Annotated in this window: 27 protein-coding genes; 12 read left to right on the forward strand and 15 right to left on the reverse strand. The window is 62.8% G+C overall.

The features are described from left to right. The first annotated feature begins 125 nt into the window (after nucleotides 1-125). From motA to KFK14_RS23445, 3 genes are all read left to right on the forward strand, one after another. The gene (gene motA / locus KFK14_RS23435) at nucleotides 126-989 is read left to right on the forward strand and encodes a flagellar motor stator protein MotA (protein ID WP_070156364.1); all 864 of its coding nucleotides are present in this window, start codon (nucleotides 126-128) and stop codon (nucleotides 987-989) included. A 3-nt stretch (nucleotides 990-992) separates the two neighbouring features. Beyond that, a complete protein-coding gene (locus KFK14_RS23440) occupies nucleotides 993-2,096 on the forward strand; it encodes a flagellar motor protein MotB (RefSeq protein ID WP_083276918.1) in 1,104 nt (367 codons plus the stop codon). 129 nt (nucleotides 2,097-2,225) lie between these two features. Continuing rightward, nucleotides 2,226-2,591, forward strand: a complete 366-nt coding sequence (locus KFK14_RS23445) for a hypothetical protein (RefSeq protein WP_212609346.1) — start codon at nucleotides 2,226-2,228, stop codon at nucleotides 2,589-2,591. Nucleotides 2,592-3,124: 533 nt separating this feature from the next. Here the strand turns inward: KFK14_RS23445 and KFK14_RS23450 are convergent. From KFK14_RS23450 to KFK14_RS23460, 3 genes are all read right to left on the reverse strand, one after another. Next, entirely contained in the window at nucleotides 3,125-4,480 is a 1,356-nt protein-coding gene (locus tag KFK14_RS23450; RefSeq protein WP_425516643.1) for a sensor histidine kinase, read from the reverse strand. After that, a complete protein-coding gene (locus KFK14_RS23455) occupies nucleotides 4,477-5,196 on the reverse strand; it encodes a response regulator (RefSeq protein WP_070156362.1) in 720 nt (239 codons plus the stop codon). Before KFK14_RS23455 ends, KFK14_RS23450 begins: the two co-directional genes overlap by 4 nt. Before the next feature lie 92 nt (nucleotides 5,197-5,288). Further along, nucleotides 5,289-5,936, reverse strand: a complete 648-nt coding sequence (locus tag KFK14_RS23460; protein ID WP_212609347.1) for an EF-hand domain-containing protein — start codon at nucleotides 5,934-5,936, stop codon at nucleotides 5,289-5,291. A gap of 392 nt (nucleotides 5,937-6,328) precedes the next feature. Here KFK14_RS23460 and KFK14_RS23465 point away from each other — a divergent pair, with 392 nt between their 5' ends. Then, on the forward strand, nucleotides 6,329-7,252 hold the full coding sequence (locus KFK14_RS23465; protein WP_212609348.1) for a HEPN domain-containing protein: 924 nt from the start codon (nucleotides 6,329-6,331) through the stop codon (nucleotides 7,250-7,252). 48 nt (nucleotides 7,253-7,300) lie between these two features. Here the strand turns inward: KFK14_RS23465 and KFK14_RS23470 are convergent, their stop codons facing one another. Continuing rightward, entirely contained in the window at nucleotides 7,301-7,951 is a 651-nt protein-coding gene (locus KFK14_RS23470) for a glutathione S-transferase family protein (RefSeq protein WP_212609349.1), read from the reverse strand. A 614-nt stretch (nucleotides 7,952-8,565) separates the two neighbouring features. Here KFK14_RS23470 and KFK14_RS23475 point away from each other — a divergent pair. Together KFK14_RS23475 and KFK14_RS23480 are read left to right on the forward strand one after the other, a co-directional pair. Beyond that, nucleotides 8,566-10,467, forward strand: a complete 1,902-nt coding sequence (locus tag KFK14_RS23475) for a ribonucleoside-diphosphate reductase subunit alpha (protein ID WP_425516697.1) — start codon at nucleotides 8,566-8,568, stop codon at nucleotides 10,465-10,467. 47 nt (nucleotides 10,468-10,514) lie between these two features. Further along, the gene (locus KFK14_RS23480; protein ID WP_212609351.1) at nucleotides 10,515-10,919 is read left to right on the forward strand and encodes an endonuclease domain-containing protein; all 405 of its coding nucleotides are present in this window, start codon (nucleotides 10,515-10,517) and stop codon (nucleotides 10,917-10,919) included. Between the two features lie 77 nt (nucleotides 10,920-10,996). On the opposite strand, the gene KFK14_RS23485 is transcribed toward KFK14_RS23480, so the two are convergent. Further along, nucleotides 10,997-11,248 carry a DUF2171 domain-containing protein gene (locus KFK14_RS23485; protein ID WP_212609352.1) on the reverse strand — a complete coding sequence of 84 codons (252 nt, stop codon included), beginning with the start codon at nucleotides 11,246-11,248 and terminating at the stop codon, nucleotides 10,997-10,999. Nucleotides 11,249-11,348: 100 nt separating this feature from the next. On the opposite strand from KFK14_RS23485, the gene KFK14_RS23490 reads away from it, so the two are divergent. Beyond that, nucleotides 11,349-12,401: a ribonucleotide-diphosphate reductase subunit beta gene (locus KFK14_RS23490; RefSeq protein WP_212609353.1), complete on the forward strand. Its 1,053-nt coding sequence runs from the start codon at nucleotides 11,349-11,351 to the stop codon at nucleotides 12,399-12,401. Nucleotides 12,402-12,404: 3 nt separating this feature from the next. Further along, entirely contained in the window at nucleotides 12,405-13,265 is an 861-nt protein-coding gene (locus KFK14_RS23495) for a hypothetical protein (protein ID WP_212609354.1), read from the forward strand. A 4-nt stretch (nucleotides 13,266-13,269) separates the two neighbouring features. Here KFK14_RS23495 and KFK14_RS23500 read toward each other — a convergent pair whose 3' ends face one another. The 3 genes from KFK14_RS23500 to KFK14_RS23510 form a co-directional block, all read right to left on the reverse strand. Next, nucleotides 13,270-13,584, reverse strand: coding sequence for a BrnA antitoxin family protein (locus KFK14_RS23500; RefSeq protein ID WP_212609355.1), 315 nt, complete (start codon nucleotides 13,582-13,584; stop codon nucleotides 13,270-13,272). After that, entirely contained in the window at nucleotides 13,565-13,861 is a 297-nt protein-coding gene (locus KFK14_RS23505) for a BrnT family toxin (RefSeq protein ID WP_212609356.1), read from the reverse strand. Before KFK14_RS23505 ends, KFK14_RS23500 begins: the two co-directional genes overlap by 20 nt. A gap of 62 nt (nucleotides 13,862-13,923) precedes the next feature. Continuing rightward, nucleotides 13,924-14,229 carry a hypothetical protein gene (locus KFK14_RS23510; RefSeq protein ID WP_212609357.1) on the reverse strand — a complete coding sequence of 102 codons (306 nt, stop codon included), beginning with the start codon at nucleotides 14,227-14,229 and terminating at the stop codon, nucleotides 13,924-13,926. A 202-nt stretch (nucleotides 14,230-14,431) separates the two neighbouring features. On the opposite strand from KFK14_RS23510, the gene KFK14_RS23515 reads away from it, so the two are divergent. Further along, nucleotides 14,432-14,653, forward strand: coding sequence for a hypothetical protein (locus KFK14_RS23515; protein WP_212611289.1), 222 nt, complete (start codon nucleotides 14,432-14,434; stop codon nucleotides 14,651-14,653). Nucleotides 14,654-14,760: 107 nt separating this feature from the next. Beyond that, nucleotides 14,761-15,150 carry a PH domain-containing protein gene (locus KFK14_RS23520; protein WP_212609358.1) on the forward strand — a complete coding sequence of 130 codons (390 nt, stop codon included), beginning with the start codon at nucleotides 14,761-14,763 and terminating at the stop codon, nucleotides 15,148-15,150. Nucleotides 15,151-15,153: 3 nt separating this feature from the next. On the opposite strand, the gene KFK14_RS23525 is transcribed toward KFK14_RS23520, so the two are convergent. Then, nucleotides 15,154-15,489, reverse strand: a complete 336-nt coding sequence (locus KFK14_RS23525; protein WP_212609359.1) for a DMT family protein — start codon at nucleotides 15,487-15,489, stop codon at nucleotides 15,154-15,156. A gap of 154 nt (nucleotides 15,490-15,643) precedes the next feature. On the opposite strand from KFK14_RS23525, the gene KFK14_RS23530 reads away from it, so the two are divergent. Then, entirely contained in the window at nucleotides 15,644-16,351 is a 708-nt protein-coding gene (locus KFK14_RS23530; RefSeq protein WP_070156393.1) for a hypothetical protein, read from the forward strand. A 422-nt stretch (nucleotides 16,352-16,773) separates the two neighbouring features. Then, on the forward strand, nucleotides 16,774-18,558 hold the full coding sequence (locus tag KFK14_RS23535) for an AMP-dependent synthetase/ligase (protein ID WP_212609360.1): 1,785 nt from the start codon (nucleotides 16,774-16,776) through the stop codon (nucleotides 18,556-18,558). Between the two features lie 278 nt (nucleotides 18,559-18,836). On the opposite strand, the gene KFK14_RS23540 is transcribed toward KFK14_RS23535, so the two are convergent. The 6 genes from KFK14_RS23540 to KFK14_RS23565 all read right to left on the reverse strand — a co-directional run bounded on the left by KFK14_RS23540 (nucleotide 18,837) and on the right by KFK14_RS23565 (nucleotide 23,256). Next, a complete protein-coding gene (locus KFK14_RS23540; RefSeq protein WP_212609361.1) occupies nucleotides 18,837-19,253 on the reverse strand; it encodes a DUF6491 family protein in 417 nt (138 codons plus the stop codon). Between the two features lie 66 nt (nucleotides 19,254-19,319). Further along, a complete protein-coding gene (gloB, locus tag KFK14_RS23545; protein WP_212609362.1) occupies nucleotides 19,320-20,042 on the reverse strand; it encodes a hydroxyacylglutathione hydrolase in 723 nt (240 codons plus the stop codon). Beyond that, nucleotides 20,035-21,123, reverse strand: a complete 1,089-nt coding sequence (locus tag KFK14_RS23550) for an NAD(P)H-dependent flavin oxidoreductase (protein WP_212609363.1) — start codon at nucleotides 21,121-21,123, stop codon at nucleotides 20,035-20,037. Before KFK14_RS23550 ends, gloB begins: the two co-directional genes overlap by 8 nt. A 4-nt stretch (nucleotides 21,124-21,127) precedes the next feature. Then, nucleotides 21,128-21,544 (reverse strand): VOC family protein, encoded by a 417-nt coding sequence (locus KFK14_RS23555; protein ID WP_212609364.1) that lies wholly within the window; start codon nucleotides 21,542-21,544, stop codon nucleotides 21,128-21,130. Between the two features lie 87 nt (nucleotides 21,545-21,631). Then, the gene (locus KFK14_RS23560) at nucleotides 21,632-22,522 is read right to left on the reverse strand and encodes a tetratricopeptide repeat protein (protein ID WP_212609365.1); all 891 of its coding nucleotides are present in this window, start codon (nucleotides 22,520-22,522) and stop codon (nucleotides 21,632-21,634) included. Then, complete coding sequence (locus tag KFK14_RS23565) at nucleotides 22,519-23,256, reverse strand: alpha/beta fold hydrolase (RefSeq protein WP_212609366.1); 738 nt, start codon at nucleotides 23,254-23,256, stop codon at nucleotides 22,519-22,521. The genes KFK14_RS23560 and KFK14_RS23565 overlap by 4 nt, the downstream gene beginning before the upstream one ends. Nucleotides 23,257-23,283: the final 27 nt, after the last annotated feature.

A 23,283-nucleotide genomic window follows, 5' to 3' on the forward strand; every position in this document is an offset into this window, starting at 1 on the left:
TCTTGGAATAATGCAGCGAAAAAACTTCTTAGCCTAAACCCCGCGCTAACCAAGTCGTTATTAGAAAGGGTGGAAGCCGCTGCTCCAGCGGCGCCACCCGGACCAGATTTTCGCGGGGATCCTTAATGTTTGCAGCTATCGGCCTAGTCGTTCTGATCGTCATGGTGTTCGGCGGGTTCGCCTTCACCGGCGGCGACCTCGAACCGGTTCTGCACGCCCTTCCGCACGAAATGCTGATCATCGGCGGCGCGGCCGTCGGCGCACTCATCATCGGCAACAGCGGTTCCGACCTGAAGGCGCTTGGCGGCGGCTTCGGCAAGGTCTTTAAAGGCCCCGCCTACAAAAAGCAGGATTTCCTCGACTGCATCTTCCTCGTCAGCAAGCTGATGAAGATGCTCCGCGTCGAAGGCCCGGTCGCGCTCGAACCCCATATCGAGGATCCCAAGACCTCGACCGTGTTCAGCGAATATCCGCGCCTGCTGAAGGACAGCACGCTCATCCACCTGATCTGCGACACGCTGCGGCTGGTCGTCGTGTCGTCCGGCACGCTGGACCCGCACGCGGTCGAGGAAGTGATGGATAATGCGCTCAAGACCCACCATCATGAGGCGATCAAACCCGCCGACAATCTGCAGGGCCTGGCCGACGCGCTTCCCGCGCTGGGCATCGTCGCGGCGGTTCTGGGCGTGGTCAAGACCATGGGCTCGATCGACAAGCCGCCAGAAATTCTGGGCGCGATGATCGGTTCGGCGCTGGTCGGCACCTTCCTCGGCATTCTGCTCGCCTATGGCATGGTCAATCCTTTCGCCAACCGTTGCCGCTCGGTGATCGAGGCGGACGGCGCGATCTACCATGTCGTCAAGCAGATCATCATCGCGTCGCTCCACGGCCACCCGCAGCCGCTGGTGATCGAAGCCGCGCGCTCCGGCCTCAGCCACGCCAACCAGCCCGGTTTCGCCGAAGTGTTCGACGGCATGCGGGGCAAGTAAGCCATGGCGGGGGACAGCAAGAAGCGGGGGGCCAATGAGCCTGAACCGCGTCCGATCATCGTCAAGAAGATCATTGTCGAGGGACATGGCGGCCATCATGGCGGCGCATGGAAGGTCGCCTATGCCGACTTCGTGACGGCGATGATGGCCTTCTTCCTGCTGATGTGGCTGCTCGGCGCGACCACGGAGAAGCAGCGCAAGGGCCTCGCCGACTATTTCACCCCCACCCTGATCACGACCAAGGCGGACAGCGCCGGGTCGAACGGGCTGATGGGCGGCGACAGCGTTACGGGGAAGGAAAATTATCCGACCACGGGCGGTCAGGGCAACCTGGCCATCACCATCCCGCGCGACGCCACCGGCACCAAGGATGTCGGCGGCAAGGATATGAAGGACCGCGACCGCACCAAGTTTGAGAAGATCAAGAAAGAGCTTGAGAAGCGCATGGCCGCCAACAAGGCGCTGAGCCAGATGCTGAAGAATGTGCGCTTCACCGAAACACGCGAAGGGCTGCGCATCGATCTGGTCGATCAGGCGAACTTCTCGATGTTCGCAATGGCGACCGACCGGCTGGTGCCGCAGGCGCGCGCGCTGATCGGCGAGGTGTCGAAGGTCATTCAGGGCGTGCCCAATGACGTCATCGTGCGCGGCCATACCGATGGCCTGCCCTATGCGGCGGGTCAGACGATGAACAACTGGATGCTGTCATCCGCCCGCGCCGAGGCGACGCGCAAGGCGCTGAGCGATGCGGGCGTCGGCGGCGATCGCTTCGCCAAGATTGAGGGGGTCGCCGACCGCGAACCCTTTGCCAATGGCGACATCTACGACCCGCGCAACCGCCGCATGTCGATCATCCTCGCCTGGAGCAAGGGCCAGACCGAGACGCCGGACTCCGACACGGTGGCGCACAGCGCATCGCAGGCGCAGATCGCGGCGGCGATCCGCGAACGCGACAATCCCATCAACGTCATCCGGCGGGAGGCGATCGCGGCCGACATGGGCAATACCGGCCTGCCCGCGGGCGCCGTGCCGATCAACGCCGCCGACGTGTCACGCAGCGGCAAGGTTGGCGGGCAGAAGCCCAAGCCGAAACCCAAGGAAGAATGATCGCAGCCGCCGCCCCGGCCTTGTACCGGGGGTAACGGCGCGATGACGGCTAGGGGCTAGAAGGGGACATTCCGGGCTGGCGCATACGTTCTTGATAGCGGCATGCTTCCGTGGTCATAAGATGGAGCGATGCGGATCATCCTCATATGCTCGATCGTGTTGGCACTGACCGCCTGCGACGAACGTGGCGCGCGCATTCCGATTGATAATTCCACCGGTTTTCGTGATGGCTATCTTGTGCAAGTAAGGCGTGCCGGGGACATCGAATGGAACGGCCAAAAGCTCGATGACGCTGAATTTGATCGTTACCTTCAGCAGTATGCAGCGATGCCCAAAGGTGCTGGCCGTTTGTGGGTCGAATTTGAACCCAAGCTCCATCGGGCCGGATCGCCTTTGTTCGGGAGCATATCATCGAGAGCGGGCTCTGCAAGCATCAGAGATGCGTGGAAGGACCTTGGGACGCGCCACGGCCTGTGGCCAACTGAAGCGGTCTAGCAGCAAGCAACCATTTATGTCTGTTTGATGGGCTTGTCTGATCATCTCAAACAAGACATTTCCACAATATGAGCGCAGCTAGATTTATCGGAGCCGTTGTCCTGTCTTGGGGACTCGTTTTTCTCGGCCTTTCGGTAGCAGGCACGCTCTGGCTAAGCGTCTGCGTCGTATTAATTGCAATCATCGTATTTGTGGTTGGAAGTCTGTCTAGAGGCAAATCTACCGGGCTACGCAGGACCGCAAAAACTGCCGCACTTTGTTATATGTCTTGCCCGGTTCTGATGATTTCCGGACAATTATGGATGGATTTCGCCCTCCGTCCACCAGTCGTTGCAATATTGATGGTTGGCGCAGGAGTGTGGTGTGTTGGTGTAGCTTGGACCTGCGCCATCGCCCTTTGGAATGGTTCTTGGTATTTGCGATCTCGCCGGCAGCTTTAATGCTTGATCGGCGCTAAGCTGCCATTCCGCAAACCACCCATGCAGGACATCCGCAATTCAACACCCCCACCAAAGGGGACATTACGCCGCCTCTCACACCGGCAGGATCAAGCTCGCCTCCAGCCCGCCGTCCGGCCGATTGGCGAGGCGCAATGTTCCGCCATGTTCGGCCATGATCGCCCGCACCAGCGCCAATCCCAGCCCGGCCCCGCCCGTCTCGCGATTGCGGGAGCTTTCCATGCGGGTGAAGGGCTGCATCATCTCCTCCATCCGGTCCTCGGCGATGCCCGGTCCCTCGTCCCGCACGGCGATGCGTAACCGCCCGTCCTCGGCGACCACCGTCACATGCGCGCGGTCGCCATATTTGATTGCGTTCTCGATCAGGTTGCGCAGTGCCCGGCGGATGAGCTGCGGCCGGACCGATCCGATCACCCGCTCGCCCTCGATCAGGCCGACCGGTTCGCCAAGCTCCAGGAAATCCTCGACCACGGCGTCGGCCAGCGCGGACAGGTCGACCTTCTGCACCTGCTCCATGCTGCGCCCGGCCCGCGCCAGCGCCAATATGTCGTCCAGCATCCGGTTCATTTCCTCGATCGTCTCGGACATGCGGGCGCGTTCGCCCTCATCCTCGACAGACTCGGTCCGCACCCGCAGCGAGGCCAGCGGCGTGCGCAAATCATGGCCAATCGCGCCCAGCATCCGGTCCTTCTCGTCCAGCATCGCGAAGATGCGCGCGCGCATGGCGTTGAAGGCGGTGGTGAGTTCGCGCACGTCGCCCGGCCCGCGCTCCTCTACGGGATCGGCTGAGCCACTGGCGGCGAATTGCTGCGCCGATCCGGTCAGGTCCTTCAATGGCCGCGCCAGCCGCCTGCCGATCCACGCCAGCGGCAACAGCACGATGACATAGAGGATGATCGTCTGCGCGATCAGCCAGCCGCCGAAACGCGGCGGATCGGAATCGAGCCGGGACTGGACGCTGACCCATTTCCCAGCCTGATATTCAACCGCCATGGTCAGCCGCTTGTCGCGCCGTCCCCGCCGGTCGTGATCATGGTCGCCATGCGCGCGTTCGCGCAACGCCCGCCAGCGGTTGGCGCGCATCGGCACATCGTCGGCAATGGCGATCACCTGCAGCGCAGGCTCCTGGAAATCGGCCAGCATGTCGGCGGCGCGGCGCTCGATATCCGGCCGCCTTTCGCCCGTCAGCACGGGCTTGCTGGCGGAGAAGGTAACGCGCGAGGGTATGTCCTGCCCGGCCGCCGACCGGTCCAGCGCATCGACGATGCGGACCACGGCGGGGGCGGCCGCTCCGGTCAATATCTGCCGCTGCCGCTCGCGATAGATCATGGAGAAGCTGATCATCTGCGCGACCAGCAGCGCCACGGCGACCAGCAGGATGATCTGCCCGGCCAGACTATGGGGCAGGAACCGCCGCAACAGCGCCTTCACAGCTTGCGGACCTCGGCCGACAGCGTATAGCCGCCGCCCCACACCGTCTTGATGAGGGCCGGGTTTTTCGGATCGATCTCTATCTTCTTGCGCAGCCGGCTGATCTGGTTGTCGATCGCGCGGTCGAACGCATTCGCCTCCCGTCCCTGGGTGATGTCGAGCAACTGGTCGCGGCTCAGCACCTGATTGGGGCGCGTGGCGAAGGCGAGCATCAGATTATATTCGGCGGTGGACAGCGGCAGCGAAACGCCATCCTTGTCGACCAATGTCCGCTCCTGGCTTTTCAGCACCCACCCGGCAAAGGCATAGCTTGCCCCGTCCGGCGCGGTCACGCGCTGGCCGCCGGTGGCGACGCGGCGGAAGATCACCTTGATCCGCGCCACCAGTTCACGTGGCGAGAAGGGTTTCAGCACATAATCGTCCGCGCCCATTTCCAGCCCGACGATCCGGTCGGTCTCCTCCGACTTCGCGGTCAGCAGGATCACCGGAATGTCGCCCGTCTCGCGGATGTGGCGGCAGAGGCTTAGGCCGTCCTCACCCGGCATCATGATGTCCAGGATCACCAGGTCGATCGCATTGGCGGCAAGCCGCGTGCGCGCCTCGGCGGCATTTTCGACCGCCGTCACGCGAAACCCGTTGCGTTGCAGATATTGCGCGAGCGGCTCCCTGATGGAGCGTTCATCATCGACGAGGAGGAGGTGGGGGCGATCGGTCATGGCGCTCAACTTGTCAGTCTTTTGATGGCGTTGGAAGCGCGAACGCCCATCGGCATCCGCGCTTCCCTCTATGTCAGGCTCCTGCGCCGGGCTTATTTGCTCGGCGGAGGCGGGGGCGTATCGCCCTGCGGCCCGCCGGGACCGCCACGGCCCCACTTGCCCTCACCCCACTTGCCAGGCCCGCGTCCCTTGCCGAACTGCGCCCAGGCGGCCTTGGCTTCCTCTGCGGTCACGGTGCCGTCCTTGTTGGCGTCGGCCTTTTCGAACATCGCCAGCGGGCGCGCCATGAAGGCTTCGCGGGTGATGACGCCATCCTTGTCGGCGCCCATCATGCCGCCGCCCTTCATGCCCATCCGCCCATGATGGCGCTTGCCCGGACCATCCTGCCCGCCGCGGCGTTCGCCACGCGCTTCATGCGCCACCTTCATCTCGTCCTTGCTGATCTGGCCATTATGGTCGGCGTCCATCTTCGCAAAGCGATCGTCGAACCGCTTCTCGCGAAGCTGGTCGCGTTCTTCCTTGGTGATCTTCCCGTCGCCGTTCAGGTCCATCTTCGCGAACCTTTCTTGCAGGGAAGCGGTCAGCTCCGCCTTGGTGACCTTGCCGTCGCCATTGGCGTCGCCGGGCAGTCCGTGGCGCGGCATCGCGCCGGGGGCGGGCGCTGCGTTCTGGGCGGCGGCAACGCCACCGGCAACCAGCATCGCGCCAAGCGCAGCGGAAATCATCAGCTTCTTCATCATCTCAACCCTCATAATCTTTCATAAGAGAAAGGCGTTGGGGCGCCTTCCATGAATGCGGTTATGCAGGGCTGTTGTCGTCAGTTTGTGTCATCGCAGCGGAAAATTGTCGCAAAATGTATCTTCGCCTTCACTGACGCGACATCTTGCATGACTTTAATTTTGGCAAACGACAATCTGGACCAGCATACCAGTTGAGCATTTGTGGACGTGCAGGTCAGATGGACTGTGCACCTAAATCGTTAGCCTCGTGATTTAACCAGCATGAAGGTGCCGTTCGTGCCCCGGTTCCTGATAACCTTGGGAAGCAAGCTGAGAGATTTGCCCAAAGCGGTTTGATTATTGGCTGTGAGCTCTCGCCATGAGAGGGTTGGAAGGGTTAGGGATGAGGAGAGATGCGCAGCGACCTTGATCATTTACCGGCAGCCAAGGTGCGGGAGCTTGAGCGTGTTGTGCAGATCCTGTTCGAGGAGTTTGGCGATGCGCTGGCGGGGGCGACCGGCCGCAAGCGGCTGGGGCGTATCGGCAAGATCATTTTGTACGGCTCCTATGCGCGAGGCGGCTGGGTGGATGAGCCGCATACCGCCAAGGGCTATCAGTCGGACTTTGATCTGCTGATCATTGTGAGCGGCAAGGAGCTGACGGACCGGGTAGCTTATTGGTCGCGTGCGGAAGAGCGTCTGAACCGGGAGCGGGCGATCACGGGCACGCTGCGCACGCCAGTGAACTTCATCGTGCACAGTCTGCAGGAGGTGAATGACGGTCTGGCGCATGGGCGCTACTTCTTCATGGACGTGGCCCGTGACGGCATCGCCCTCTATCAGGCCAATGACAGTGAACTCCACACCCCCAAGCCCAAGACCCCCGATCAGGCCCTCGCCATAGCCAGGGAATATTTTGAGGAGTGGTTTCCTAGTGCTGGCGGATTTATGCGCAATGCCGGATACGCGATTGAGGATGGCGACCGAAAATTAGCAGCATTTTTGATGCACCAAGCTGCCGAACGCCTCTACCACTGCGTTCTTCTGGTCTGCACCTTCTATACTCCGCATGTGCACAACCTCGCCTTCCTGCGGACGCAGGCGGAGCGGATTGATCGGCGGCTGGTCCATGTCTGGCCCTCGGACAATCGCAAGGAGCGGGCGATGTTCGAGAAACTGAAGGACGCTTATGTGAAGGCCCGCTACTCCAAACATTACCGCGTCAGTGAGGAGGAGCTCAGCTGGCTTGGTACACAGGTCGAGGAACTTGGCCGCGTCGTCCATGCCGTGTGCAGCGAGAAGATCGCGGAGCTGGAGAAAGCAATTATGCCTGTCTGAAATTATCTACCATTGTGGCATGTTATGATAATGATCAATGGCAGCTTGTTATCCAGGGAATAAAGCAAAATAGGGTTCGGCTTCCTTCAATACGCGCTGCACTGACGGCCGCGCCTCCAGCCGGTCCAGATAGGCCGCCAGCACCGGATGGTCGCCGCGGAACGGCGCCACCTTGTCCGCATACCACAGCGACGGCATGGCCGCGCAGTCGGCCAGCGTGAACGCCTCCCCCGCCGCCCATGTCCGCCCGGCGATCCGCTCCTCCAGCATGGCGTAGGTCTTGCGCAGCATCGCCCGCGCCTGATCCGCGCCATACTCATCCTTGGCGTCCTCTGGGCGCAGACTGTTGAAAACGACCGTCTGCATGCCCGTCATCACATGATTGTCGAACAGCCGGTCCATCACCCGCGCCTCCATGGCGTCATCGAACCCGGCCGGGATCGCCGCGAAGCCGCCGGGATAGCGCACGGACAGATATTCTATGATCGCGCTTGATTCGGGCAGGGTGACGTCATGGCTGTCGTCGCGCAGCACCGGGAATCGCTCCATCGGCCAGGCCGCGCGCAACGCCGCGCCGCTCTCCGGCCGGTCATGATCCACCTGATAGGGGGTGAAGGCCGTGCCATTCTCATAGAATGCGATCAGCACCTTCCAGCAGTAGGAGGACAAGGGGTGGTAGAAAAGAGTGAGGCCGGCCATATGCGTCTCCTGTCCGTCGCGGGCGTCGCCGCGCGCCGTGGCGGGATAGCATCTTCTACGGCGGATGGGACCGCGATCTCGCCCTTCCCCCGCTTTCTCAATGGGTTTTGGCTGTATGTACGGTTATCGTGGCCCCCATGCGGGATGTGGGGCCGTTCGATTCAGACCTTAGTCGCATGATTTTGTAAGAAATTTATTTTTCTTTTCGCCTCTCGCTCTTGCCTTTCAAAAACCCGTTGCAAACCCGCGCGTCGCGACGGTGGAACGTGCTTGTCATGCCATGAACCGAGTCATATCAGCGGCAGGACGAGTCATGGGTCTGTCATTTACCCTCTTGCATAGGCGCATCGCTGTGGCACTATCAGTGGTGTCGGGATAACGGGGGTTACTCTACAAATTGTGGTTAACAGCTTCGGGACACTTTCCCTGGGGCATGCATTATCGACCGCAGGGGAGGGTCGCGCCACCCGTTTCCGGTGCCTTGAGCGCCGGAAAGCTGCTACAAGGGACGTTCGTCCTTGGAGCACTTGACCGAATCGAACGGAACGTGAACATTTGGGGCGATTATGGATTTTCGGGACAGCCAGGAAACAGGTGCGCACGACGTGGCAACGATGATTGAGGAACGCAGCGAAACGGCAAAGGCGGCGTCCGCGCCCGCCCAGAGCGCCGCTGCCGAGAAGCCGGTTGCGGCAAAGCCCGCCTCGCACGCCGTGCAGGCCCGCCGCTTTGCGGTCGCGACCGATTCGTCGCGCGACGCGCTGCTGACGGATTTCGGCAAGGAAACGCTGCGCGACCGCTATCTGCTGCCCGGCGAATCCTATCAGGATCTTTTTGCCCGCGTCGCGGCCGCCTATGCCGATGATGAGGCGCATGCCCAGCGCATCTACGACTATGTTTCGCGCCTGTGGTTCATGCCCTCGACGCCCGTGCTGTCGAACGGCGGCACCGGCCGCGGCCTGCCGATCAGTTGCTTCCTCAACTCGGTCGACGACAGCCTTGAGGACATTGTCGGCACTTGGAACGAGAATGTGTGGCTGGCGGCGCGCGGCGGCGGCATCGGCACCTATTGGGGCAGCGTGCGCGGCATTGGCGAGCCGGTCGGCCTCAACGGCAAGACCAGCGGCATCATCCCCTTCGTCCGCGTGATGGACAGCCTGACGCTGGCGATCAGCCAGGGTTCGCTGCGCCGCGGATCGGCCGCCTGCTATCTCGACATCTCCCACCCGGAGATTGAGGAGTTCCTGGAAATCCGGAAACCTTCGGGCGATTTCAACCGCAAGGCGCTGAACCTGCACCATGGCGTGCTGCTGACCGACGCCTTCATGGAGGCGGTGCGCGACGGCAAGGAATGGGAGCTGAAAAGCCCGAAGGACAACAGTGTTCGCAGCACCGTCGATGCGCGCGCCCTGTTCCAGAAGCTGGTCGAGACCCGCCTCGCCACCGGCGAACCCTATATCATCTTCAACGACACCGTGAACCGCATGATGCCCAAGCATCATCGTGATCTGGGCCTCAAGGTCTCGACGTCCAACCTGTGCGCGGAAATCACCCTGCCCACCGGCCGCGACCATCTGGGCAAGGACCGCACCGCCGTCTGCTGCCTCTCTAGCCTCAATCTGGAGACATGGGACGAGTGGCATGGCGACAAGAGCTTCATCGAGGATGTCATGCGCTTCCTCGACAATATCCTGCAGGACTTTATCGACCGCGCGCCGGACGAGATGGCCCGCGCCAAATACAGCGCCAGCCGCGAGCGTTCCGTGGGCCTGGGCGTCATGGGCTTCCACAGCTTCCTGCAGGCGCGCACCATTCCCTTCGAGGGCGCAATGGCCAAGTCGTGGAACATGCGCATCTTCAAGCATATCAACGCCCAGGTGAACGAAGCGTCGATGATGCTGGCGCAGGAGCGCGGCCCGTGCCCCGACGCCGCCGACATGGGCGTGATGGAGCGTTTCTCCTGCAAGATGGCGATCGCGCCGACCGCGTCGATCAGCATCATCTGCGGCGGCACCTCCGCCTGCATCGAGCCGATCCCGGCCAACGTCTATACGCACAAGACGCTGTCGGGCAGCTTCTCGGTCAAGAATGTCCATCTGGAGAAGATTCTGCGCGACAAGGCGAAGGATTCGACCAATGTGTGGAATTCCATCCTGGAGCGCGGCGGTTCCGTCCAGCATCTCGACTTTCTGAGCCAGGACGAGAAGGATGCGTTCAAGACCAGCTTCGAGATCGACCAGCGCTGGCTGCTCGAACTCGCCGCCGACCGCGCGCCCTTCATCGATCAGGCGCAGTCGCTCAACCTGTTCATCCCGGCCGACGTGGAGAAATGGGACCTGCTGATGCTCCACTTCCGCGCCTGGGAACTGGGCATCAAGTCGCTTTATTATCTCCGCTCGAAATCGGTGCAGCGCGCGGGCTTCGCGGGCGGAGTCGAGGCCGACAACACGATCGACGCGCCCAAGTTCGAAATCGGCGAGACGACGGACTATGACGAATGTCTGGCGTGTCAGTAGGAGTCTTTTCCTCTCCCTGCGGGAGAGGAAACGGAAAGGTGAGGGCGATGCGCAATTATCAGACATTGCCCTCTGGCTCCGTCGATCGCGCCAAAGGCTTGCGGCGTAACGCTACCGATGCGGAAAAGCGGCTGTGGAGTGCTTTGCGCCAGCAACTTGGTGAAGCGAAATTCCGTCGACAAGTGCCCCTAGGCCCTTATTTTGCGGATTTCTTGAGCTTCTCAGCCAAGCTCATCGTCGAAGTCGATGGCGGCCAACATGTAGAACGCTTCGAACAGGACGCCGCCCGCACTCGCTATCTGGAATCGCAGGGTTACCGCGTCCTGCGCGTTTGGAATCATGACGTCATGGAAAATACCGATGGCGTCGTGGAAACCATTGCCGCTGCCCTGAACCCCCTCTCCTTTCAGGAGAGGGAGGGGCCCGCGTCACGTAGCGGCGTGGGAGGGTAAGGTTGATGACAACACACCCTCACCCTCCCGCTGCTTCGCAGCTCCTTCCCTCTCCCGGCGGGAGAGGGACAGTGGCGTCACCCGTCCTTCTCTTCCTCGAAGAACACTGCGTTCGCGCCGGTCGCGGAAAGGCGCACCGTGCCGTCGCCGTCGATGCCCGCGATCAGGCCCTGCGCGATGTAATGATGATGGCCCTTGTGGCTGCCTTCGCCGCTATCGGCCTTGGTCAGCTTGATGCGGTCTCCGTCCACATGATCGACGGTGCCCACATGAACGCCGTCCGCGCCAATCACTTCGGCATGTTCCTTGATCGTGCTAAGATCGACCATGATAATTCTCCTGTACGGGGGGTGTTGGCGATTGAACGCCCCGCCACCATGCAGGTTGCAACCGCCCTTCACCCGTAACGATTTCCGCCGGAGCCGACCCATGCCCCTTCTTCAAGCCTCCAAACAGTATAAGCCCTTCGAGTACCCCTGGGCGTTCGAGTTCTGGAAGCGCCAGCAGCAGCTCCACTGGTTGCCGGAGGAAGTGCCGCTGGGCGAGGATTGCCGCGACTGGGCGCAGAAGCTCAGCGACCATGAGCGCAATCTGCTGACGCAGATCTTCCGCTTCTTCACCCAGGCCGATGTCGAGGTGCAGGACTGCTATCACGAAAAATATGGCCGGGTGTTCAAGCCGACCGAGGTGAAGATGATGCTGACCGCGTTCAGCAACATGGAAACCGTCCATATCGCCGCCTATTCGCACCTGCTCGACACCATCGGCATGCCGGAGAGCGAATATAGCGCCTTCCTCCAATATAAGGAGATGAAGGACAAGCACGACTATCTGCAGCAGTTCGGCGTCGATACGGATGAGGATATTGCCCGCACGCTGGCCATGTTCGGCGGCTTTACCGAGGGGCTTCAGCTTTTCGCCAGCTTCGCCATGCTGATGAATTTCCCGCGCTTCAACAAGATGAAGGGCATGGGCCAGATCGTCACCTGGTCGATCCGCGACGAGACGCTGCATTGCGAGGGCATCATCAAGCTGTTCCACGCCTTCTGCGCCGAACGCGGCTGCCTGACCAACGCGGTCAAGGAAGATATCATGGACATGTGCCAGAAGACGGTGCGGATCGAGGACGCGTTCGTCGACCTAGTGTTCGAGATGGGTCCGGTCCCCGGCATGACGCCCAAGGACATCAAGCGCTACGTCCGCTACATCGCCGACTGGCGCCTGGGCCAGCTTGGCCTGAAACCCATCTACATGATCGAGGAGCACCCGCTCCCCTGGCTCACCCCGATGCTGAACGGCGTCGAGCACGCCAACTTCTTCGAAACCCGCGCCACCGAATATTCAAAGGCGGCGACGCGCGGCCAGTGGAACGAAGTCTGGGACAGCTTCGACAAGCGCAAGCGGCTGAAAGCGAACGACAGCGGCGATGCGGCCGACGAGAGCGAGGACATGTTCACGAAGGCGGGGATCGCGGCGGAGTGATAAATGCGCCGTATCAATCTCTATGATTTAGTGGAACTTGGCAAAGCTCTCCAAAGTATCGCAGAGTTGCGCGATGAAACCGAGCCTGTTCGCGCATCAATAAATGGGGATCTAGTGCGAGAATCGCTAGAAAAAATTGAGAATGGCGATTTGGTAGAATTTGGCCTTCTTGACGAAAATATCAAGAAAGTGAAAATTTCATTAGACGAAATTGACGCACGTTGGAGAGGTAAAGATAAAAACGGCGAGCGCTTTACAGAATTGGGGTGGTCAATCAAATATCACGCTCAAGAAGCTATAAAATCGTTCGAACACGTTCTTGCCGCTGAATGTAGGATGGCATCAACCTATTTTGTTTCAAAAGTTGGAATATATTCTACCAATGATCTTGTATCGAATGCTTCTGCAAGATTTCCTAAAGATATGCATACTACCATTGGGGAAGAGGCACTGGGGCAATTTCAAGAAGCTGCACAATGCCTTTGTTTCCAGCTTAATACCGCCTGCGGGTTCCACATGATGCGCGCAGTGGAATACGTTCTGTTGAAATATATGAAATTAATTTGCGGGAGAAGATTTTCTTCTTTAAATACTAACTGGGGATCATATATTGCAGAATTAAAGAAAATTTACAGAGGAAATTCGAGAAAAAAGCCGCAAATTGGAACTATAGACCTTATAAGACAAATAAAAAATAATCACAGAAATCCAGTAATACATGCAGAATTTATCCTAACCGCTCAAGAAGCTCAAGATATATTTCAACTTGGATCTGTAGTTATTTCTCATCTTGCCGATGCAATAAATAATTTAAAGAGGGAGAATAAAACAACTACAAAACGCGCAGAAAGCGCCACAGAATAGCGGACTACCTCTTACCCCCATCCCGCATCATCGCCTCGCGCAGGATGGCATTGATCCGGGTCTGATACCCCTTCCCCTTCGCTTTCAGCCAATGCAGCACATCCGCGTCGATGCGCACAGTCGTCGATTGCTTGAGCGGACGATAGAAGCGCCCGCGCTCCGCATCGCGCCAGAAGGCGTCGCCCTGTTCCGCTATGTCGCTGGTGTCGATCCGTGCGTCATCCATCGCCTCCAGCGCGACCAATTCAGCCTCCAATTCCGCATCAAGGGGCGGCGGCGCAGCGAAATCCATACGCTTTTCAGAAAGCCTGTTGTTCATAGCGCCTCCTCTCCCCGGCCGTAGCCCGCCGGGCGGAAATAATGCGGATGGTCTCGCCGCCGTCGCGTTCATCCCGCACCGTATGCGCAACCAGCAACAGCACTCGCCCCTCGACCATGCCCAGCAATTGCCAGCGAAACTCGCCGCCTTCGATCCTGTCCTGAACGCTTAGCGCAAAAGGATCGGCAAAGGCGCGCATGGCTAAATCGAAACTGACGCCATGCTTGGCGCGATTGCTGGCCGCCTTGTCCGGGTCCCATTCGAACCGCATGTCCATACATTTTTGTTACTACAATTTTGTATGATTATCAACAGGCCTGCTGCGCGTTGCTACCCCCCTCAATCCACATCCTCCTCCGTATTTCCCAGCCAGCCCTCCTCATCGTCCATCATCGGCTCGCCGGCATAAGCGCCGTTGTCGATGGTGCCGCTGCGGTTCATCGCCTCCATCGTGTCGACCAGGTCCGGCACATCGTCCGGGATCACCGCGCCGCGGTCCGATCCGCCGCCCTTCTCGCTGTCCTCCGACAGGTCGGTGCGGCGGGTCAGCGCGTCGCTGGCGACGTCCTGCGCCTGCGCGCCTGCATCGCTTTGTTCGCTGTTTTCTTCCGTGTCGGGGTCGATCGCGTCGGGGGAGCGGGGCATCGGCATATCCTCTCAAACTGTCCTGCGCGGATCAACGGATGCGCCGCGCGCCGGTTCCGCATCAACCCGCCGGATATCGCGGCTTTCGGGCGTCCGGCGAATGGCCTGATACCCTCGCATTCCCCGTCGCCTTTGATGCGCATGGAGGCGGCGGCCGCGCCGGCGTTACCCCGCCCTAACCGGTTTGCAGCATAAGGGGGCGATGATCTTCGGCGTCCGCCCCTCCTCGCTTTTCACCAGCCGCTGGATGGCGCTGCTCTGGGGCGTGCTGATCTGCCTGACGGCCGTCGGCTTTGTCGGCGGCGGCGGCAAGGGTAACGACGGCGCAGGAGGCGATCAAACCGCCCTTCCCACCGATGCGGCGGGGGACCCCATCACCGCGCAGGATGTCGCCGCGCTGCGCAACGCGGTCGAGGCGCAATAGCCCGCCCCGAAGTATAGCGGCCCCGCATGACCCCGCATGACCTGGCGCGGAAAGCCTTGACCCTGGCCGCCCGCCATCCGATGGTCCGCCCATAAGGAGACCGCGCGATGCCCGAAACCTGGCTATATGACGAAAATCCCGCCATGTTCCGCAGCAGCCCGCTGCTTTTCACCCTTCTCCTGATCTCCGTCGTCGGCATCCTTGGCCTTGGCGTCTGGTGGATCAAGTGCAAGGGGGAGCGCCTGGCCGTTTCCGACCGCGAAGTGCTGATGGAGCGCGGCCTGCTCGCCAAGCAGCGGACGCAGCTCAACCTGTCCACCGTGCGCACCGTGCGCATCAGCCAGACGGTGGGCCAGCGCATCTTCGGCGTCGGCAATATCGAGATATTCAGCGCCGGCGACTATGCGGAGATCGCGATCCGCGGCATGCGCAATCCTGACCGCGTGCGCGAACTGGTGTCGGTCCATAACGACGCCCAGCCGGTCAGCGTCCGATAGCGCTCATCGCCCGCTGAACAGCAGCGCGACGGCCGCCATGATGCAGGCGAACGCGCCCAGATGCCGCCAGCCGACCGGCTCGTGCAGCACCAGGATCATGAACCCGGCGAACACGATCAGGGTGATCGCCTCCTGCACGATCTTGAGCTGCGCGCCGCTCCATCCGCTGGCGTAGCCGATGCGGTTGGCCGGCACCGCCAGGCAATATTCGAACAGCGCGATCCCCCAGCTTATCAGGATCACGATCAGCAGGGGTTTCCCCATCCCGCCTTTCAGGTGCCAGTACCAGGCGATGGTCATCATGATGTTGGACGCGATCAGCAGGGCGACGACTGGCATGGCTGGCATTTTCCCGGTTTTGGGCTGACCGAATGGTTACCGCCCCTTGACTTGACTGCATTTAAGTCAACGATGGGTGTCAAGGAAGCCGGTACGCAGATGCCGGTGCGGAGAGGCGTAACCAGGGGGAAGTACCGCCATGCCCGCGCCGTTGATGCGCCCGTTGCCAGACCTGCCCCCAGACGCCCGCGCAGACCTGCGATACCGCAGCGGCTTCGGCTGCGTCCGTTGCGGCGTCACCATCTATCAATATCTCTCCCTGCCGGTCATCAAGGACAAGCGGACGGAGGGCGGCGAGGGCGCGACCATGCTGTGCCCTACTTGCCACCGGCTGGTGGAGGAGGAACGGCTGACCCCGGCGCAGGTCCATGGCTTCCACGCCAGCCCGATCGCGCGGCAACGGCATTTCCTGCGCGATCGCCTGCCTTTTTCCAATGAACTGCCCGAACTGGCCGTCGGCGGCTCCCGCGCGGTGCGCGACACGCCGATCCCTCTGGCACTGGACGGGGAGCCGCTGCTGTTCTTCGCCCCCCCGCGCCAGGGCGTCGGCGCGACCCGCATCAGCATCCGCCTGGGCGGGGACAATGGCGAGCCGGTGCAGGTGATCGACGCCAATGAATGGCTGGTCACGGACGGCAGCTTTGGCTTCGCCTATCGCGGCGACCGCTATTTCGTGACCGAAACCGCGGGTGACGGCCTTGCCGTGCTGCGCATCATCCAGCGCAACCGGATCGCCGTGGAGCATCTGCGCACCTCCATCCGCGGCCGCCGGCTGGAGGCGACGCCGGACTGGGTGGAGGTAGACGGCAGGCGCTATATCGACCGCATCGGCAGCGGCGTGCTTATCGGGCTTGATGTGTAGGGGTGCGGATTGGAACCCCATACTCCCGTCATCCCGGACGTGATCCGGGATCCATGAGCCCAGGCGCTTGTGCAGTCACGCCTGCGTAGAGCCAATAGATCCCGCATCAAGTGCGGGATGACGGACCGGGTGGGAAGCGGACTGCGGGCTGTTCGAAAACGACATGTTCCTGCGCACGCAGGAACCCAGGGTGCAGTGACGCAGATAACCCTAGGCTCCTGCTTTCGCGGGAGCACAATGCTATTCAACACGGCCACACATGCGCGCCGCCACACCTTCCCACTTTCCTCCGCCCACCCCTGTCGCCCCCATGAACCAACCCACGCCGGAAACGCGAAATAGTCTTGGCCCTTACGGAAGCGGGCGTTTATAGACGCGCACCGGCCACGCGGTTGCCCCTGCGCCGCCGGTGGGAGAGATGAATGCGCGCGCTGGAGACATTCCCGAACCTCGTCACCATGTTCTTCGCGCGCGCGGCCGAGGGCGGCGATCGCCCGTTTCTGTGGACCAAATCCGGCGGCGCATGGCATCCGCTGAGCTGGGCCGAGGTCGCCCGCCGCGTCGCATCGCTGGCCGCCGCGTTGAAGGCGGAGGGGCTGCGCCCCGGCGACACGGTGATGCTGGTCAGCGAGAACCGGCCGGAATTCTGCATCGCCGATCTGGCGATTATGGCGGCGGGCTGCATCACCGTGCCGACCTACACCACCAACACCACCCGCGATCATCAGCATATCCTGACCGACAGCGGCGCGCGCGCCGTCATCGTCTCGACGGCCAAGCTCGCCTCGGTGCTGATGCCCGCCGTGCTGCGGTCGCAGGTCAATCTGGTCATCGGCATGGAACCGCTGCGCGCCGTGCAGGGCGACACGATCCGTTGCCGCGCCTGGGACGCACTGCTCGCCGCGCACCCGGCGGATGTTGCCGCCTGCGCCGCCGCGCAAACGGCGCAGCGCGATGATCTGGCCTGCATCATCTACACCAGCGGCACCGGCGGCGCGCCGCGCGGCGTGATGCAGCATCACGGATCGATCCTCTGCAATGTCGAGGGCGCGCTGAAGGTCATTGCAGAGGATTTCGAGTGGGAGGACGAGGTTTTCCTCTCCTTCCTGCCCCTCTCCCACGCCTATGAACATAGCGGCGGACAGTTCCTGCCGATGCTGCTCGGCGGCCAGATCTATTATGCCGAGGGGCTGGAAAAGCTCGCCGCCAATATTGAGGAAGTCCGCCCGACATTCATGGTCGTCGTGCCGCGCCTGTTCGAGGTGCTGCGCACCCGCATCATCAAGGGGGTCGAGAAACAGGGAAAACTCGCCAATTTCCTGTTCCGCCAGGCGCTGCGCATCAATGGCGATGACGTGAAGAATGGCGGCGTCGCGCTATGGGACATCCCCATGCAGATGATCGTCGCGCGCACCATCCGCCCCAAAATCCGCAAGCGTTTCGGCGGCCGGATGAAGGCGATGGTTTCGGGCGGCGCGCCGCTCAACCCGGACGTCGGCATCTTCTTCCAGTCGCTCGGCATCACATTGCTGCAGGGCTATGGCCAGACGGAGGCAGGCCCGGTCATCAGTTGCAACCGGCCCGGCGCCGGCATCGCCATGGACACGGTGGGACCGCCGCTTGACGGAGTGGAGGTGCAGGTCGCGGAGGATGGCGAGCTGCTGGTGCGCGGCGAGCTGGTGATGAAGGGCTATTGGCGCAACCCGGCGGAGACCGAGCGGGCGCTGGAGGGCGGCTGGCTGCACACCGGCGATATCGGCGAGATTGACGAACGCGGGCGCATCAAGATCACGGACCGCAAGAAGGACCTGATCGTCAACGACAAGGGCGATAATGTCGCCCCGCAGAAGGTTGAGGGCATGCTGACGCTGCAGCCGGAGATCGGCCAGGCGATGGTCGCCGGGGACAAGCGGCCCTATCTGGTCGGCCTGCTGGTCCCGGACGCCGACTGGCTGAAGGACTGGGCGCGCGGCCGCCGCATGTCGCCCGAAGCGGCCATGAACGACCCCGCCCTGCTAACCGCGCTGCGCGCCGCCGTCGACCGGGTGAATGAGGACCTGTCCGTGACCGAACGGGTCCGCCGCTTCATCCTTGCCGATGAGCCGTTCACGATCGCCAATGAGGAGATGACCCCCTCAATGAAGATCCGGCGGCACATCATCCGCAAGCGCTATCAGGACCGTCTGGATGCGCTCTACAAAGGGTAGGGCGGCATAGCTGAGCTTGCCGCTGGGGGTAGAGAGCGGCCATTGCTCGGCGCAATTTACGCTGCAACACACTGCCGTCATCCCAAATACCCGCCGTCATCCCGGACTTGATCCGGGATCCATGAGCGCAAGCGTCCGCGCAGTCATGCTTACCGGGAGCCAATGGATCGCGCATCAAGTGCGCGATGACGGATTGGGTGGGAAGTGGATTGTTCTCCCTCCCCTTGCAGGGAGGGATTTTAGGCCGGCACCAGACTCCTCAACCCATACCACCGGCCTTATTTCTTCACCCTGCGATACGGCACGAAATCGCCCAGCGAACATACGCCGGACAAAGTGCCCACCATCAGGTTGGCGACCCGCGCTATGTCGCCCCGGCACAACTGCCCGCCAAAGCTCTGCGTGATCAGCGTGTCGCCGCGGGTAAGGCCGGAACAGCGGCCCATGACCTCATTCTTGTAAACCAGGCTGTTGCTGACCTTGTAGAGCAGCACCTGATCGCTGATCACCTGCAGGTTGGTTTGGCGATATTGCTGGATGCACGTCACCTTGTCGCCCGGCACCTTGCCGTCCAGCGCCTTTTCCAGCGCCTGCGTCTGCTTCTCGGTCAGTTTCGGCGGCCCCTCCGGCGCGGTGGCGCAGGACGCCAGCAGAACCGGCGCCAACAGGAATAGCGGAAGCATCAGTGAGCGCATGGCGAAGGTCCTTTTCTCTCCGGTCCCGTCCGGCGGAAACAGGACGCCATCATAGGACAGATTCCGTCAGAACGCATCCTTCGCCGCGCGCAGCGACGCCAGCGTTTCCGCGTCCCCCGCGCGCATGAACACATTGGTCGCCCGCTCCAGCCCGATGCTGGTCGGCACCGTCGCCTTGCCCGCCGCGCGGGCGGCGTCGACATCCCCCATGCGCTGACGGATCGCGTCATTGTCCGGCTCGGCCACCAGCGCGAAACGCCCGTTCGACTGGGTATATTCATGCGCGCAATAGACCGCCGTATCGTCGGGCAGCGCCGCGAAGCGGGCCATGTTGCTGAACATCTGCGCCGCCGTGCCCTCGAACAATCGCCCGCATCCCATCGCGAACAGCGTATCGCCGACGAAGATGATCTCGTCATCGGCCAGATGATAGGCGATATGCCCGGCCGTGTGCGCGGGCACCGCCATCACCTTCGCCGCATGCGCGCCGATGGCGACATAATCCCCCTCCCCGACCAGCCGGTCGAGCGTCGGAATCTTGGCCGCCTCCGCGCCCGGCCCGGTGATCATGCAGCCTGTCGCCGCCTTGATCTCTGCATTGCCGCCGGTGTGGTCGGGGTGCCAGTGGGTGTTCCAGATCTGGCTGATCGGCCAGCCGCGCTCCGCCGCCGCCGCAAGCACGGGTTCGGCGACGGAAGGGTCGACCACCACCGTCTCCCCGCTGGCGCCGTCATGCATCAGCCAGACATAATTGTCGTTCAGCACCGGGATGCGGGCCACTTCAAGCATCTGCGGTCTCCTGTGTCATGCCCGCCATCAAGGCCAGCGCGCCCTCGGCCAGCGACCGGGTCAGCGCCTCCGCCGTCATCGGCTGCGCCAGCCGCGCCGCCTGCCCGCTCCACATGGAGGTAAAGCCGCTATCACCCCGCTTCTCCGCCTCTGCCTTGAGCGAAGCAAGCGCGTTGGAGGCATAGGGGAAGGGCGGGGCGGCGTCGCTCACCGGCCCCAGTTCCTCCATCAGCCGGTTGGGCAGGCCGCGCGCGAGGCGGCCGGAAAACAGGTTGGTGAAGCGCGTGACCTCTGCTTCCTGCCCCTGCAGCAAGCGCCTGTGCGTTTCGCCCGCGCTGCTTTCGGGCGACAGCAGATAGGCGGTGCCCACCTGCACTGCGCTCGCGCCCAGCGCCAGCGCCGCGACCACGCCGCGCGCATCGGAGATGCCACCGGCCGCGATCACCGGCGCGTCCACGGCATCGACAATCTGCGGCAGCAGCGCGAACAGGCCCATGGCGGCCCCCTGCGGCGCGGGCAGGAACCGCGCGCTGTGTCCGCCCGCCTCAAAACCCTGCGCGATCACCGCGTCCACGCCGCGCTCCGCCAGCCAGCGCGCCTCCGCCACGCTTGTCGCCGATGACCAGACCTGCGCGCCCGTCGCCTTTACCCGCGCCAGCAGCGCCTCATCCGGCAATCCGAAATGGAAGCTTACAATCTCCGGCCGGACTTGCTCCACCACCGCGCAACGCACGGCGTCGAACGGCGCGCGCACCGGCGGCGGCACGGCGGGCGGCCCGACGCCATATTCGGCATAATAGGGCGCCAGCGCCGCCACCCAGGCGCTATCGTCCACCGTTTCGGGCAGGGTGTGGCAGAAGAAATTGAGGTTGACCGGACCAGGCGCCGCCGCCCGCACAGCCGCCACCTGCCCAGCGATATCGGCGGGCGGAACCAGCGCGCAGGGCAGCGACCCGACCCCGCCCCCCTTCAGCGCGCCGATGGCCAGCTCCACGCCGCCAGACCCCGCCATCGGGGCCTGGATGACCGGCGCATCGACGCCGATCCTCTCCAGAAACCGCCGGTCGGGCCAGCCAGCCATGCGCTTACCAGACGCCCGTATTGGGCATGGAGGCCCAGGGTTCGGCCGGTTCCAGATGCCCGTCCTGCAACAGCTCGATCGAAATATTGTCGGGCGTGCGGACAAAGGCCATATGCCCGTCGCGCGGCGGCCGGTTGATCGTCACCCCGGCATCCATCAGCCGCTGGCAGGTATCGTAGATATTCTCGACGCGATAGGCGAGATGGCCGAAATTGCGCCCGCCGTCATAAGGCTCCACGTCCCAGTTATAGGTCAGCTCCACCTGCGCGGCTTCGTCGCCCGGCGCGGCCAGGAACACCAGCGTATAGCGCCCCTGTTCATTGTCGAAGCGCTTCTGCTCCTCCAGGCCGAGCAGGTTGAAGAAGCGCACGGTGGCGTCGACGTCCGTCACACGGATCATGCTGTGCAGATATTTGGGCATGGAAAAGCGACTCCGGCGGGATGGGCGGGGTGGGATACCGTCAGCCGCTAAATAGGATATGCCAGCCCCAAGGAGAAGGGCGCGGGCCTATTTCGCTGGCTTTTCCGCCGCCAGTTGCGCCAGATTGGCCGTCGCAGCCTTGCCCGCCACGCTTTGCGGGGCCAGCTTCACCGCACGCTCCCACGCCATTTTCGCGACATCCTCATTGCTGGACAGGATGGCGATATTGCCCTCCTCCAGCGCGACGGAGGCGTCGTCGGGCGACAGTTTCACCGCCTGCGCTATATGTTTCTGCGCCAGCGCCAGTTCGTTCATCCGCCGCGCCAGCGTCGCCGACAGCAGCCAGGCGAGCGGGTCCTGCGGCACCAGCGCCAGCGCCCCGTCCAGGTCGGTGCGCGCCGCCGGCAGGTCGCCCAGCGCGACCCGCGCCCGCGCCCGGTCAAGCTGCACCTCACCCTTGGCGATCCCGTCGGGCAGGCCGCGCACCAGCGCCGCGTCGAAATTGCTCTTGGCCTTGGCGGCGTCGCCCCCGGCCAGCGCAGCATTGCCCGCCTGCGCCCACAGCCGCGCCCCGTCCTGCATGCTGCCCGCGCGCTCCGCCTCGTCCGCCGCCTGTTCCAGCGCGACCAGCGCGGCGGGCCAGCGCTCCGCCCGCGCCAGTGCAAAGCCCATGCATTCGCGCGCATGGAAGCCGCCGCCGTCGATCCGCCATTCGTCTGCAAAGCGGACCCCGGCGTCGGGATCGGCAACGCTCGCGTCCAGGCATCCCTGAAATTTCGCCGCGGCCTGTGGCGGCATGGGCAGCGGTTTGTCCACGCCCTGCCGCGCATTGCTGCTTGCGGCGGCATTGCCGCCCGTCGCCGCTTCCTCCGCCTTCGCCGCGCGCTTTTCCGCCGCCCGCTGGCGTGACCGGTTCATCACGGCCTCCGTCTCCGGCGAATAGGCCTGCATCATCAGAAGAATGGCTGTCAGGATCATGAAGGTTCCGGCATTTGGGCGATGGTGCGGATCAGAAGGGCAATGTCCGCATCGCGGGACAGGCGATGGTCGCCATCCTTAATCAGCACGGCCTGCACATCGGATGAACGCACGCCCTCCGCGATCCGCAGCGCCGTCTGCCACGGCACGTCCGGGTCCTCCTGCCCCTGCAGCAGCCGGACCGGGCAATCGATCGCGATCTCGCCCCCGCCCAGCAACAGGTTCGCCTGCCCCGAATTGCGGAACGCCAGTGTTGTCACATAGGGATCGTCGCCATAGGGCGTATCCTCGACCAGCCTGCCCTTCGCCTCCATCTCGGCGATTTCCGCTTCCGAAAAGCCCCAGTCGGTGAAATCCGGCGCGGCGGCGATCCCGACCAGCCCGGCAACCCGATCCGGCCGGGCCTGTGCGATCAGCAAAGCCAGCCACCCGCCCATCGACGATCCCACGACAATGAACGGCCCGGCGACCAGCGCATCGATCAACATCAGCGCATCGTCGCGCCAGATATCCAGCGTCCCGTCCTCAAACGCCCCGTCGCTCGCCCCGCATCCCGAATAGTCGAGCCGCAGCACCTCCCGCCCTTGCGCCACCGCCCACGCCTCGACCGCCAGCGCCTTCCCGCCCTCCATGTCAGACATATATCCGGGCAGGAACACGACCGCTGGGCCTGCACCCGTGTGATGATGATAGGCAAGGCGCAGGCCATCGGGGCGGGGGAAGTAACTGGGCATGGAAACGCTATGACAGGAAAGAAGAAG

Source organism: Sphingobium phenoxybenzoativorans, assembly GCF_018286635.1.
GTDB classification, from domain to species: domain Bacteria; phylum Pseudomonadota; class Alphaproteobacteria; order Sphingomonadales; family Sphingomonadaceae; genus Sphingobium; species Sphingobium phenoxybenzoativorans.

What these genes read in the sequence shown, in the direction of transcription:
- KFK14_RS23510 (WP_212609357.1), bottom strand. Translation starts at nt 14,229, where the DNA reads ATGCCCCGCTCCCCCGACGCGATCGACCCCGACACGGAAGAAAACAGC.
- KFK14_RS23515 (WP_212611289.1), top strand. Translation starts at nt 14,432, where the DNA reads ATGATCTTCGGCGTCCGCCCCTCCTCGCTTTTCACCAGCCGCTGGATG.
- KFK14_RS23440 (WP_083276918.1), top strand. Translation starts at nt 993, where the DNA reads ATGGCGGGGGACAGCAAGAAGCGGGGGGCCAATGAGCCTGAACCGCGT.
- KFK14_RS23485 (WP_212609352.1), bottom strand. Translation starts at nt 11,248, where the DNA reads ATGGTCGATCTTAGCACGATCAAGGAACATGCCGAAGTGATTGGCGCG.
- KFK14_RS23555 (WP_212609364.1), bottom strand. Translation starts at nt 21,544, where the DNA reads ATGCCCAAATATCTGCACAGCATGATCCGTGTGACGGACGTCGACGCC.
- KFK14_RS23535 (WP_212609360.1), top strand. Translation starts at nt 16,774, where the DNA reads ATGCGCGCGCTGGAGACATTCCCGAACCTCGTCACCATGTTCTTCGCG.
- KFK14_RS23505 (WP_212609356.1), bottom strand. Translation starts at nt 13,861, where the DNA reads ATGGACATGCGGTTCGAATGGGACCCGGACAAGGCGGCCAGCAATCGC.
- KFK14_RS23465 (WP_212609348.1), top strand. Translation starts at nt 6,329, where the DNA reads ATGCGCAGCGACCTTGATCATTTACCGGCAGCCAAGGTGCGGGAGCTT.
- motA (WP_070156364.1), top strand. Translation starts at nt 126, where the DNA reads ATGTTTGCAGCTATCGGCCTAGTCGTTCTGATCGTCATGGTGTTCGGC.
- gloB (WP_212609362.1), bottom strand. Translation starts at nt 20,042, where the DNA reads ATGCTTGAAGTGGCCCGCATCCCGGTGCTGAACGACAATTATGTCTGG.
- KFK14_RS23480 (WP_212609351.1), top strand. Translation starts at nt 10,515, where the DNA reads ATGCGCAATTATCAGACATTGCCCTCTGGCTCCGTCGATCGCGCCAAA.
- KFK14_RS23470 (WP_212609349.1), bottom strand. Translation starts at nt 7,951, where the DNA reads ATGGCCGGCCTCACTCTTTTCTACCACCCCTTGTCCTCCTACTGCTGG.
- KFK14_RS23550 (WP_212609363.1), bottom strand. Translation starts at nt 21,123, where the DNA reads ATGGCTGGCTGGCCCGACCGGCGGTTTCTGGAGAGGATCGGCGTCGAT.
- KFK14_RS23520 (WP_212609358.1), top strand. Translation starts at nt 14,761, where the DNA reads ATGCCCGAAACCTGGCTATATGACGAAAATCCCGCCATGTTCCGCAGC.
- KFK14_RS23490 (WP_212609353.1), top strand. Translation starts at nt 11,349, where the DNA reads ATGCCCCTTCTTCAAGCCTCCAAACAGTATAAGCCCTTCGAGTACCCC.
- KFK14_RS23540 (WP_212609361.1), bottom strand. Translation starts at nt 19,253, where the DNA reads ATGCGCTCACTGATGCTTCCGCTATTCCTGTTGGCGCCGGTTCTGCTG.
- KFK14_RS23495 (WP_212609354.1), top strand. Translation starts at nt 12,405, where the DNA reads ATGCGCCGTATCAATCTCTATGATTTAGTGGAACTTGGCAAAGCTCTC.
- KFK14_RS23565 (WP_212609366.1), bottom strand. Translation starts at nt 23,256, where the DNA reads ATGCCCAGTTACTTCCCCCGCCCCGATGGCCTGCGCCTTGCCTATCAT.
- KFK14_RS23460 (WP_212609347.1), bottom strand. Translation starts at nt 5,936, where the DNA reads ATGATGAAGAAGCTGATGATTTCCGCTGCGCTTGGCGCGATGCTGGTT.
- KFK14_RS23455 (WP_070156362.1), bottom strand. Translation starts at nt 5,196, where the DNA reads ATGACCGATCGCCCCCACCTCCTCCTCGTCGATGATGAACGCTCCATC.
- KFK14_RS23560 (WP_212609365.1), bottom strand. Translation starts at nt 22,522, where the DNA reads ATGATCCTGACAGCCATTCTTCTGATGATGCAGGCCTATTCGCCGGAG.
- KFK14_RS23530 (WP_070156393.1), top strand. Translation starts at nt 15,644, where the DNA reads ATGCGCCCGTTGCCAGACCTGCCCCCAGACGCCCGCGCAGACCTGCGA.
- KFK14_RS23500 (WP_212609355.1), bottom strand. Translation starts at nt 13,584, where the DNA reads ATGAACAACAGGCTTTCTGAAAAGCGTATGGATTTCGCTGCGCCGCCG.
- KFK14_RS23445 (WP_212609346.1), top strand. Translation starts at nt 2,226, where the DNA reads ATGCGGATCATCCTCATATGCTCGATCGTGTTGGCACTGACCGCCTGC.
- KFK14_RS23525 (WP_212609359.1), bottom strand. Translation starts at nt 15,489, where the DNA reads ATGCCAGTCGTCGCCCTGCTGATCGCGTCCAACATCATGATGACCATC.
- KFK14_RS23475 (WP_425516697.1), top strand. Translation starts at nt 8,566, where the DNA reads ATGATTGAGGAACGCAGCGAAACGGCAAAGGCGGCGTCCGCGCCCGCC.